At 70.3% G+C, this 11,109-nt stretch carries 12 protein-coding genes and 2 pseudogenes; 9 read left to right on the forward strand and 5 right to left on the reverse strand.

From position 1 onward, the window contains the following. From ACWC24_RS41405 to ACWC24_RS41425, 5 genes and pseudogenes are all read left to right on the forward strand, one after another. On the forward strand, positions 1–97 hold a 97-nt coding region (locus ACWC24_RS41405; RefSeq protein WP_446447315.1), incomplete at its 5' end, for an aggregation-promoting factor C-terminal-like domain-containing protein. Between the two features lie 221 nt (positions 98–318). Beyond that, positions 319–576: pseudogene (locus ACWC24_RS41410) on the forward strand (M15 family metallopeptidase); the annotation flags it as partial. Between the two features lie 56 nt (positions 577–632). Then, positions 633–2,255, forward strand: coding sequence for an alpha/beta fold hydrolase (locus tag ACWC24_RS41415; protein WP_450668091.1), 1,623 nt, complete (start codon positions 633–635; stop codon positions 2,253–2,255). Between the two features lie 47 nt (positions 2,256–2,302). Continuing rightward, on the forward strand, positions 2,303–3,016 hold the full coding sequence (locus ACWC24_RS41420) for an alpha/beta hydrolase (RefSeq protein ID WP_450668092.1): 714 nt from the start codon (positions 2,303–2,305) through the stop codon (positions 3,014–3,016). 167 nt (positions 3,017–3,183) lie between these two features. Then, entirely contained in the window at positions 3,184–3,552 is a 369-nt protein-coding gene (locus tag ACWC24_RS41425; protein WP_450668093.1) for a GNAT family N-acetyltransferase, read from the forward strand. A 65-nt stretch (positions 3,553–3,617) separates the two neighbouring features. Here the strand turns inward: ACWC24_RS41425 and ACWC24_RS41430 are convergent, their stop codons facing one another. Then, the gene (locus ACWC24_RS41430; protein ID WP_450668094.1) at positions 3,618–4,214 is read right to left on the reverse strand and encodes an ALF repeat-containing protein; all 597 of its coding nucleotides are present in this window, start codon (positions 4,212–4,214) and stop codon (positions 3,618–3,620) included. A gap of 231 nt (positions 4,215–4,445) precedes the next feature. Here ACWC24_RS41430 and ACWC24_RS41435 point away from each other — a divergent pair, with 231 nt between their 5' ends. Beyond that, positions 4,446–4,919 (forward strand): N-acetyltransferase family protein, encoded by a 474-nt coding sequence (locus tag ACWC24_RS41435; protein WP_450668095.1) that lies wholly within the window; start codon positions 4,446–4,448, stop codon positions 4,917–4,919. Positions 4,920–5,004: 85 nt separating this feature from the next. Here ACWC24_RS41435 and ACWC24_RS41440 read toward each other — a convergent pair whose 3' ends face one another. Both ACWC24_RS41440 and ACWC24_RS41445 read right to left on the reverse strand, forming a co-directional pair. Further along, positions 5,005–5,670, reverse strand: a complete 666-nt coding sequence (locus tag ACWC24_RS41440; RefSeq protein ID WP_450668096.1) for a DUF4097 family beta strand repeat-containing protein — start codon at positions 5,668–5,670, stop codon at positions 5,005–5,007. A 198-nt stretch (positions 5,671–5,868) separates the two neighbouring features. Next, the gene (locus tag ACWC24_RS41445) at positions 5,869–6,834 is read right to left on the reverse strand and encodes a DMT family transporter (protein ID WP_450668097.1); all 966 of its coding nucleotides are present in this window, start codon (positions 6,832–6,834) and stop codon (positions 5,869–5,871) included. Between the two features lie 165 nt (positions 6,835–6,999). Between ACWC24_RS41445 and ACWC24_RS41450 the strand changes: the two genes are divergently transcribed. Further along, positions 7,000–7,956 carry a LysR family transcriptional regulator gene (locus tag ACWC24_RS41450; RefSeq protein WP_450668098.1) on the forward strand — a complete coding sequence of 319 codons (957 nt, stop codon included), beginning with the start codon at positions 7,000–7,002 and terminating at the stop codon, positions 7,954–7,956. Between the two features lie 44 nt (positions 7,957–8,000). Here the strand turns inward: ACWC24_RS41450 and ACWC24_RS41455 are convergent. After that, positions 8,001–8,171: pseudogene (locus ACWC24_RS41455) on the reverse strand (maleylpyruvate isomerase N-terminal domain-containing protein); the annotation flags it as partial. Further along, a complete protein-coding gene (locus ACWC24_RS41460; protein WP_450668099.1) occupies positions 8,172–8,567 on the reverse strand; it encodes a winged helix-turn-helix transcriptional regulator in 396 nt (131 codons plus the stop codon). A gap of 140 nt (positions 8,568–8,707) precedes the next feature. On the opposite strand from ACWC24_RS41460, the gene ACWC24_RS41465 reads away from it, so the two are divergent. After that, positions 8,708–9,553, forward strand: coding sequence for an NAD(P)H-binding protein (locus ACWC24_RS41465; protein WP_450668100.1), 846 nt, complete (start codon positions 8,708–8,710; stop codon positions 9,551–9,553). Between the two features lie 146 nt (positions 9,554–9,699). After that, positions 9,700–10,926, forward strand: coding sequence for a carbohydrate-binding protein (locus tag ACWC24_RS41470; protein ID WP_450668101.1), 1,227 nt, complete (start codon positions 9,700–9,702; stop codon positions 10,924–10,926). Positions 10,927–11,109: the final 183 nt, after the last annotated feature.

Here is an 11,109-nt window from a genome sequence, read left to right on the forward strand (position 1 = left end):
CGCCACCCAGATCAAGTGGGGCCTGGACTACATGAACTCCCGCTACGGCAGCCCCGCCCAGGCCTGGGACTTCTGGCAGACCCACCACTGGTACTGACCCACAGGTCATCCAGTGACCCCGGCGCACCCACCTGAGCGCGCCTCCCGCGAAGGCGGCGGCCCCCGATCCCCGGGGCCGCCGCCTTCGGGCGTTTCCGGCGTTCGACGTAATGTCTTGATCGGGAAGGTTCGTCGGGTCGGGGCGTGCGCGATGATCGCGTCATGGATGAGATCGTCTTGATGGCGGACCCGAGGGTCACTGCAATACCCGTTGTGGGCGGACGCGAGCCGGACCTGGGCACACGGATGAACGCAGACCCGGAGGAGAGCGAGGGCGCCTGCTACACCCATGCCCTCGGCATCAGTGATGAGGCGCGCACCCGTCGGAAGCTGCCGGGCTCAGTGCTCACCGCTGCGGGGCTGGTGAACTACCCGACGGAATGGTGGCACTGGTCCTTCGGCGACCGCTACTGGGCTCTGGTCACCGGGGAAGCCGTGGCCCTCTGCGGTCCGAAGGAGATCACCCCGCGTGACTGACCACAGTGGGACACCCGGTGCGACGGGGGTGCGGTGACGTGCATGGTGGTAGGGGCATGCTCTTCGACTTCACACACGACCACGACGGCGAACGGCTCAGCGGTGTGTACGGCGGTGATCCCGCCAGGGGCACCGCCGTCGTGCTGCACGGCGCAGGCAACGGCAACACGGAGCGACTACTGCCGCTGGTGCGGGAATTCGTGGCCCACGGCTGCCGAGGAATCGCCTTCGACTTCTCCGGACACGGCGAAAGCACCGGCGAGCTGAGCGAGTTGAGCCTGCGGCGACGGTTCGAGCAGGCCGTAGCGGTGATCGACGCGTACGCGTCGGCAGAAGGGCCGCTGGTCCTGGTGGGATTCAGCATGAGCGGGCAGACGGTGGCGGATCTCGTCCGGCACTATGGGGATCGCGTGACGGCCCTGGGGCTGTGTGCGCCCGCCGTGTACACCGCCGAAGCGTGGGACGTGCCCTTCGGCGACGGGAACGGTCGGTTCAGCGGGATCATCCGGCGGCCGGACAGCTGGCGGGAGGCACCCGCGCTCGAGGCGCTGCGGGCGTACGAGGGCCGGGCGGTGCTCGCCGTACCGGGCACGGACACGGTGATCCCGCCCGCGGTGACCGAGTCCGTGCAGGACGCGCTGGCCGCGCGCGCCCAGTACACGCGGTTCGACCTTCCGGACGCACAGCACCAGTTGGGAATGTGGTTCCGCGACAACGGCGACGACCGACGGGAATTCGTCGAGACGGTGCTGACGGGCCTCGACGACCGTGGCTGGACGGCCACGCGCGCGTGGGTGGCCGAGCGGTTCGGCCACGGCCGCACGCTCGCCGACTCACATCTGCTGTCCGGCGGCTGGAGCTCCCAGATGCGCCGGCTCACGCTCGACGACGGCACGACCCTGGTACAACGCACCTTCGTAAAACCGTTCTTCCGCCACCACGGACCCGGGCTGCTGACCCGCGAGGCGTCCGTCCTGGCGCTGCTCGCCGGGCAGGAAGGCGTCCCGGCGCCCGGTCTCGTCGCCGTGGACGCCACGGCCGAACACTGCGACCATCCGACCCTGTTGATGTCCGCGCTGCCGGGCCGCGTCCGCGTCGACGAGGACGACCTGGACCGGCGCCTGGACCTGCTCGCGGCCCAGCTCGTCCGCGTCCACGCCGTCGTACCGGACGAAAGGCCACGCACCTACCAGGCGTGGACAGCCCCGGAGCGCGTCCGCACCCCGGACGGGCCCCTGTGGGAGCGGGCCGTGGACGTGATCCGCCGCGACCCGCCGCCGTACGACGGCTGCTTCCTGCACCGCGACTTCCACCCCGGGAACGTGCTCTTCACGGGAGCTGGGCCAGGGCTCCGGATCAGCGGTGTCGTGGACTGGGTCGAAACCTCGTGGGGACCTGCCGACCTGGACGTGGCGCACTGCTCGACCGCGCTCGCGCTGCTGCACGGGGCCGCGCACGGGCTGGACTTCCGCGAGCGGTACGAGGCACACGGCGGCCGCGACCTCGCCGACGACCCCGACCACCTGTACTGGCGGCTGCTCGACGCCCTGCACTACTGCCCCGACGCGGCGAAGCCGGCCGGGCCGTGGCGTGACCTGGGGCGGGACGATCTGACGTCCGAGGTGCTGCGGGAACGGCTGGAGGCGTACGTGAACGGACTGCTGCAGCGATACGGCTGACCGGCCCTGGATCACTCGTCCGACACCGACCCGAGGAGGCGCGCGCATTGGCCGCCGTGGTGCTCGTTCATGGCCTCTATCACCGTCCCGAACACTTCGACCTGGTGGCGGAACGCCTACGGACCGCAGGAACCGAGGTCCTCGTTCCCGAGCTTCACCGGGGCTCATTGCCGGCTGACACAGCCGCGGTCCAAGGTGTCATCGACTCGCTGCCTGAGCCTCCCACTGTGCTCGGCCACTCCTACGGAGGGTCAGTGATCACCGGGGTGCGCGGGGCGGGACACCTGGTCTATCTGGCGGCCTTCGTGCCAGACGCCGGCGAGAGCGCGGCCGGTCTGGGTGGCGCGTCCCCGCAGCTCCAGGACGCGATCAAACCCGGGCCCGACGGCTCGACCAGCCTGCACCCCGACCGGGCCGCCGACACCCTCTACAGCGACTGTCCTGAACCTCTCGCCGCCTGGGCGGTCGGTCTCCTGCGTGCGCAAGCCCCCGGCTGCGGGCGAGGCGTCCCGGAGCGCCACGGCTGGAAACACACACCCTCCACCTACGTCATCTGCGCACAGGACCGGGCCGTCGACCCGGCCGTGCAGCGGAAGATGGCCTCACACTGCACCGACGTGCGCGAGTGGCAGACGGGCCACTCCCGGTTCGTCGGACAGCCCGGTCTCGTCGTCGGACTCTTGCAGGAACTGCTCGCCGCCGACACTGCGCGCCGACCCGATGAATGCGTCACACGCCGTGTCGGAACCGGTGGTCTGTGACTTCGGAAACGGAGGCGTCGTAGCTGAAGACGCCTGTTGCCGAGCCCTGCCGTTTTCGCGTTCGTCCGGCCCGACAACGCGGCCTCGATCGCGGCACTGCGTCCGGCTGGGCGCCCAGCCGGACGGAACTGTCCCGCCCAGTGGCCTGCATTGCCTGCGCTACCGGTTTGGCGCCGCTTCCACGGCTGCTGCGGAACATGGGCTTCGACGGAGCATCGCGTCGCACCGCGGGGCTGGGCGGTGTGCTGGTGCACCCCGACCAACGAGACCAGGGCACCGCCCGGACGGTGATCAGCGTGGCGGTCGACCACGCACGAGCAGCCGGCGCCGAGACGATGGTTCTGCTCTGCCGCCCGGACGTGGTCCCGTTCTGCACGCAACCGGGATGGAGCAGGGTCTCCGCGCCCGTCGCCTTCCGCCGGCCTCACGGCACTCGGACCTTGCCGGTGACCACCATGATCTACGGCCTGGCCGGTCGGCCTCATCCCACCGTCAGTGCGGACCTGTGGGACCAGTCGACGCGGGTTCCGCCGTAGGCGGAGTCACCCCGCCCCATGAACTGCGACCATTCACAGCTCAAGATCCACTTTCGGTGCACGGCCTAGCCGTCCACCTCGTACCGTCCGACCTCCAGGAAGTACCGCAACTCCTCCGGCGTACCGTCGATGGCATCCTCGGCAGCCGCGCGGAGGGCGGTGCTGATGGTCGGGTCCGCCAGGATGCGGGCGACGGCAACCCGGTCGTCCTCGGCCTGGGCGAGACGGTAGCCGGTCTCCCGGAAGGCGCGCAGTGCCTCCGGACTGCCGTCGTCGAGAGCCTTGTTCGCCTCCCGCACCACCGCCTTGTCACCGTTCCGGGTCGCCACGCCCAGAATGCGGAAGACGGCGACGCTGTCGTCCTCGGCCTGAGCCAGGCGGTAACCAGTCTCCAGGAACGCCCGCAACGCCTCCGGACTGCCGTCGTCAAGGGCCTTGTTCGCCTCCCGCACCACCGCCTTGCCGCTGTTCGGGTCGGCCAGGATGCGGGCGACCGCCACGCGGAGGTCGTCCTCCGACATGTCGTCCACCGCCGTCTGGGACGTGGCCGTCGCAACCGCGGACGCGGCCGACAAACCGGTGGCGAACGCCGGGGTGGTTAACAGCAGGGCAGGCGTCAGGGCGGTGGCCGCGACGAGCAGAGCAGCGCGGGTCGGTCTCATGGGTGTGCCTCCGTGGTCGAGTTGCCGATGCGAAGATCATCTCCGATGTGTGTCACGGCAGCCGATGCCGGGAATCGGCAGTCTTCATGGACCGATCGTTGCCATCCTCACACCTTGCCGGACGCGACAGAGGCTTACGTAAAGCCTTATGGAGCAAGGTTTATGACAGTTCGTCAGTTTCACATGACTATATGCACCACCCAGCCTCGAAGAATGGGAAGGACTCCTGCCATGCTGCATGTCATGCGCCCACGGATCACGTCGGCCGGGATGACCGACCTCCACCGGGTTCTCGCCGATCACCACCGCTACTGGGGAGACCGCGACCTTCGGTCCCTGCATCTTCTCGCGCTGGTGCAGGAGTTCGGTGAGACCTGTCTGGTCGCCCGCGCCGAGGACGGGATCCACGGGTACGTCCTCGGGTTCGTCACCCCGACCGGCACCGGGTACGTACACCTGATCGCCACCCGGGACGACGCCCGCGGCACCGGTCTCGGACAGCGTCTGTACGCGGCGTTCGCCGACGCCGCGCAGCGGCACGGCGCGCAGCGACTCAAGGCGATCACATCACCCGGAAACACCGGTTCGATCGCCTTCCACCGCCGCCTCGGCTTCGACGCGCAGACCGTCGACGACTACAACGGGCCCGGCCGGACCATGGTCGTCTTCCGGCGCGCTCTGCCGTTCGACGCGGTGCGGCCCTGAACGACCCGCCCGAGCCTGGTCGATACCGCGGCGACGCTGCTCGCCGGCTCGCGCCGGCACCCCCGGGGCGACCCTGGGCGGCGCCTCAGAGGCTGTGGGCGGTGATGTCTCCGTGGGCGGTGGTGGCGTGGATGTCGAGTGCGGTGGTACCGCTGTTGGCCAGGGAGTTGTGGATGCGGCCGTGGCCGGTGCCGGCGTCCAGGGCGGCCGGGACGCCGGTGGCGGCGCCGACGGTGATGTCGCCGGACCGGGTGCGCAGGACGAGGGTGCCGCGTACGGCCTCGGTGATGCGGATGGCGCCGCGGGCGGTGCTGATGTCGGCGGGGCCGTCCAGCCGGCCGACCTGGACGTCTCCGTCGACCGCGGTCAGGCGCAGGCTCGCCGCTTCGTCGATCTCGATGCGGCGGTAGGCGCCGTCGACGGTGATGTCGCCGCAGCGTCCGGCGGTGTGGAACTCGGTGGCGGCCGCGTTGGCCTCGATACGGGATCCGGACGGCAGCTGGACGGTGACCTCGACGGAGCCGGACGGGCCCGTCAGTCGGCCGTCGGCGGCCGGGGCGGTGATCTGGAGCCGGCCGTCGGCGCAGGTGACGGCGGTCCGCTCGGCGGCCCGGGTGTCGCGGCGGCGGGAGGCGTCGGCGGGGCGGACCTCGACGAGGGTGTCGGTGCGGTCGGCGGCGACGATCCGGACGCGTCCCGCGGGGATGTCCAGGACGGCGTGGACGGGGGCGGGGGTGTGGAACTTCTGCATGGCTCTCTCCTCCAGCGCTCAATGTTTCCGACACCAGAAACGCTACGTAGCGTTCGAGGGTCACGCAACAACCTTGTTGCACCCAACTAGCGTCATCGCAGGTGAAGTTCACGATTTCGTTGCAACCGTCTCGCACTCAACGCAACGTCAGCGCCAGCTCTCGTTGCATTGGATTGAAGGTAAACGCACCGCCGGTCGTCACCCACCCCCACCGCGGCAGTCGGCCACCGGGCGAGTGCCCCCTGCCGCTTCCCCGCCGACCGGAGCCGAGGGGGCGGCCGGCGTTCCGTTCGCCCGGGTCATGCCGACACCCGCGAGGACCACGGCCATGCCCAGCACCACCCGGCCGTCGAGGTGCTCGCCCAGGACGGCCACGCCGAGAAGGACGGAGACCACCGGCAGCAGGTAGCCGACCACGGCCGCGCTGGTGGCTCCCTCGTCGTTGATGATCCGGTAGGTGAGGTGGAACGTGGCTGCCGTGCACAGGACACCCAGGACGGCGGCCGCGGCCAGGACGACGGGGCCGGGGTCGATGGATTCCAGGCCGCCGACCGGCATCATGACGGCGGCCAGTCCGCTCGCGGCGACGAGCTGGGCGGCGGACAGGGAGATGGTGGGGGTGCCCTTACGGACCAGGGTGCGGCCCATGTACGTGAACGCGACGGCGTAGCTGGCGGCCGCGCCGAGGATGGCGAGGGCGCCCCAGCCGACCGCCCCGGCGGTCCGCCAGGGGGCGAAGATGACGATCGTGCCGGCGAAACCGAGCAGAAGGCCCGTCAGCCGGACGGGCCGCAGGCCGCGTTCCGAGCCGAGGAACAGACCGAGGACGAGCGACCAGAGGGGGGTCGTGGAGTTCAAGACTCCGGCGAGACCCGAGTCGACGGTCTGCTGCCCCAGACCGAACAGCGCGAACGGAAGGGCGTTGCAGAAGAAGGCCGCGACGGCGATGTGCCGCCAGACGGTGACGCCACGCGGCAGGCGCCGGCCCGTCGCGCAGCAGGCGGCGGTGAGCACGAGCGCGCCGAGGGTGCAGCGGATGAGCGTGACCTGGAGCGGGGAGAACCCGCGCAGCGCCAGTTCGGTCCAGAGGAAGGTCGAACCCCACAGCAGAGCGAGCACGGCCACCCGTATGCCGCCCCACAGGCGCCATGTACCGCTGTTCACGAGGGCGTTCCTCCATTCGCTTCGATCGGCAGGTCCGGCGGGACCAACGGGCCCCTACGGCCCCGGCCCGGGAGGCGAGCGCCTCGGTTCCGGTCCCTCGAAGGTGCCCCAGCCGAGCTTTGAGAACAAGCGAAAGGTTCTACCGAGTTTGTTAAGCTCCACTACATGCTTGATGTGAGGCGGCTCCAGGTCCTGCGCGCGGTGGTCACCAGTGGCACGGTCACCGCCGCCGCGGCCCACCTCGGCTACACACCGTCAGCCGTCAGTCAGCAGGTGGCGGCGCTGGAGAAGCAGGCCGGTACGCCGCTGCTCGAACGCGTCGGCCGCGGAGTGCGGCCCACGGCCGCCGGCCTGCTGCTCACCGAGCACGCGGCCCTGATCAGTTCGGCGGTCGCCCAGGCCGAGACCGCCCTCGCCGACCTCCGCGCCGGACGCACCGGACACCTGACGGCCCGCTACTTCGCCACAGCCGGGTCCACGCTGATGGCCCCGGCCCTGGCCCGGCTGCGCGCCGAGTACCCGGGCGTCCGCGTCGACCTTCAACTCACCGACCCCAAGGACCCGTTGCGGGAAGTGAAGCGGGGCCGGGCCGACCTGGCCGTGGTCGTCCAGGCACGCGACCGCGACGGCGACGGCTTCCGGCTCGTCCACCTCCTCGACGACCCGTACGCCGCCGTACTGCCCCTCGGCCATCCGCTCGCCGGCGAAGAGGTCATCGACCTGGGCGCACTCTCCGGCGAGCAGTGGGTCGGCAGCGAGCCGCCCGGCCCCTGCCTGGAGCCGGTGATCGACTCCTGTGCGGCGGCGGGCTTCAGTCCCGATTTCGTCATCCAGAGCGAGGACTACGCCACCGCCCAGGGCTTCGTCGCGGCCGGTCTCGGGGTCGGCCTGATGCCGCGACTGGGACTGCGCAACCCGCACCCCGGGGTCGTCGTACGCCCGGTGCGCAATCCCGAGCCGATCCGGGTGATCTCGACAGCCGTACGGGAGATCGCCTTCGAGCAGCCGGCCCTGCGCGGTCTGCTGGCCGCACTGCGGGAAGCGGCCGGCACCGCCGAGCCGGCCGACGTCTCCCACGCGTCCCGCTCCTCCGGCTCCCAGGCCCAGAGCGGCTCGAACTGATCGAGATCGCCGTCGAGTTCCGTGCAGGGCCAGGGAAGCGGCAAGGTCCAGCAACCGGGATCCGGTCCGGCCTCCCGCAGCGCGTCCAGCAGTTGCTGCGTCGATTCGGCCATCCAGGCCAGCAGGGCCTCGCGCTCCCGAGGCGCGGCCGGGGCGTCCTGCGCCGCGGACTTGGCCGGGGCGGGCCCCGCGGCGACGGTGGCGGCCCTGCCGCGCTATCGGGATGGATCGGTGTCGTATGCGTGCCGGGCCTGCTCGACCCTCTCCAGGTTGGCGGCGGCCCATCCGGCGAGGTGCGCGAAGAGCGGGGCAAGGCTGCGGCCCAGCTCGCTGATCTCGTACTCGACCCGAGGGGGGACTTCCGGGTGGTACGTCCGTACGACCATGCCGTCTCGCTCCAGCTGCCTCAGCCGCTGGGTCAGCACCTTCGGTGTGATCGCGCCGATCCGTCGTTCCAGCTCGACGAAGCGCTGCCGACCGTGCGCGTTGAGCGTCCACAGGATCGGTGTGGTCCACCGGCTGAACACGATGTCCACGACCGCACTGGTCGGACAGGCGAGCTGAGGGTCGACCGCGGCAGCCGCCCCGTCGGTTCCAGCGGTCACATGCACCCCTCGGGATAGTCGCTTTCCTCTAGGTACCTACTATATCGGCGCTGTTAGCGTCCCCGTGTCGTCCGGAGAGCGGCTCCGCGCGACGGTCTCGCCCGCCCGGACGGGACAACCATGCTGAATCGACACGGGAGTTGTTCATGTTCGTAGTGACGGGAGCCACCGGTAACGTCGGCCGTTCGCTCGTCCAGGCCCTGGCGGCGACCGGTGCAAGGGTGACCGCGACATCCCGGGGGATCTCGGCGGCGGACGTACCGCAGCACGTCGAGTACCGACGGGCGGACCTGGTCGACCCCGAGAGCCTTCGGCCCGTATTCGACGGCGCCGACGCGCTGTTCCTGCAGAACGGGGGCCCCAGCGCACACCTGCTCAACCCGCAGGACCTCCTCGACGTGGCCAAGGCCGGCGGCGTCGATCGAGTCGTCCTGCTGTCCTCCCAAGGAGTCGCGACCCGCCCCGGGTCGGTCTCGCACGGGGACACCGCGCGCTCCATCGAGGACGCCGTCCGGCAGTCCGGCATGGCCTGGACGATCCTGCGGCCCGGGGGCTTCGACTCCAACGCGTACGCCTGGGCCGAGTCGGTCCGCACGCGAAGGACCGCCGCCGCGCCGTTCGCCGACGTGGGCCTGCCGACGATCGACCCGGACGACATCGCCGACGTCGCCGCCGTGGCCCTGCGGGAGGACGGCCACACCGGACGAACCTACGAGTTGACCGGACCCGCGCTCAACACGCCCCGCCAACAAGCCGAGGCGATCGGCGACGCACTCGGCGAACCCGTCCGGTTCATCGAGCAGACCCGCGACGAGGCCCGTGCGCAGATGCTCCGGTTCATGCCCGAGCCCGTGGTCGAGACCACGCTGGCCATCCTCGGCGAACCGACCTCTGCGGAACAGCGCATCAGCCCCGATGTCCAGCAGGTTCTCGGCCGCGCACCCCGCAGCTTCGCCGACTGGGCCCGGCGTCACATCGCCGCCTTCCGGTGAAGTACACAAGTGACCGCCCGCAAACGGCACTTGGGTAAACACTTCACCTGGTCCAGACCAAAGGCTCGTCTGGTCTAGTCCAACTAGATTGACGTGATCGCGACAGCACCCGGAAGCTGGGACTCCCCCACCCCTCTGGAGGCACAGTGAGACGTCTTCGCGCATGTCTGGGCGCGGCAGCCGCCGTGAGCCTGGCCGCGGCCGGTACGACCGCACTCGTCGCCGGCAGCGCCTCGGGCGCGACCGCCGCGCTCAGCAACCGGTGGTACGCCGCCGCCCCCTACCTGATGCCGACGGACAACGACCCGCCGGACGCGGGCGCCATCATGGACGCGACCGGCCTCAAGGCGTTCCAGCTCGCCTTCGTCCTCGCCCCCAACGGAGGCGGATGCTCGCCCACTTGGGGCGGAACGTCGTCCGTCTCCTCGGACACGGCAGTGCAGTCGGTCATCAACACCATCCGCGCCAAGGGCGGCGACGTCTCCGTCTCGATCGGCGGCTACGGCGGCACCAAGCTCGGCCAGGCCTGCTCGGACGCGACCGCCACCGCCGCCGCGTACCAGCAGGTCATCACCAAGTACGGCCTGCACGCCATCGACTTCGACCTCGAGGAGCCGGAGTACGAGAACACGGCGGCCGTCAGGAACGAGATCGGCGCCGCCAAGATCCTTCAGCAGAACAACCCCGGCCTGTACGTGTCCGTCACCACGGCCGGAACGGCGGACGGCACCGGTTGGTTCGGCAAGCAGATGCTGCTGGAGGCGAAGTCGCAGGGCTTCACCCCGAACAACTTCTCCATCATGCCGTTCGACGGCGGCTTCAACGGCGCCGCGTCCCAGACCAGCGCGCTCGCCAACTTCAACACGATCCTCCAGTCGACGTTCGGCTGGGACCAGACGACCGCGTACGCCCATGAGGGCTTCTCCGGCATGAACGGCCGCAGCGACACGGGCGAGTACTTCTCCCAGGCCGACTTCCAGACGGTGCTGGACTTCGCCACGAGCCACAACATGGACCGCTTCACCTTCTGGTCCCTCAACCGGGACCGCCAGTGCTCCCCCGCCGACAACGGCGGCCGTACGTCGGGCACCTGCTCCAGCGTGGCCCAGAACTCCTGGGACTTCGCGAAGTACTCGGTGAAGTTCGCCGGCGTGACCCCGCCCACCGGCACACCCACCCCGACGCCGACACCGACCCCCACGCCCACACCGCCGAGCAGTGGCTGCAAGACGCCCTGGAACGCGGCGACGGTCTACACCGCGGGCAACGAGGCCTCGTACAACAACCACAACTGGAAAGCCAAGTGGTGGACCCAGAACGAAGCGCCGACCGGCGCCGAATGGGGCCCGTGGCAGGACGAGGGCACCTGCTGACACGCCCACCGGCCCCAGCCTTTCCCGGCCACACCCCCTGAGAGACGGCGCCACCCGATATCTGGGTGGCGCCTGCCGTTTTGGAGACCGCGGTCACATCGACCGCACCCGCACCGTGATCCCCCGTGCGCGCAGTGTCGCGGAACCGGTGAAGCACCCCACATGACCCACGTCACCCACTAC

This window comes from Streptomyces sp. NPDC001443, assembly GCF_053597355.1.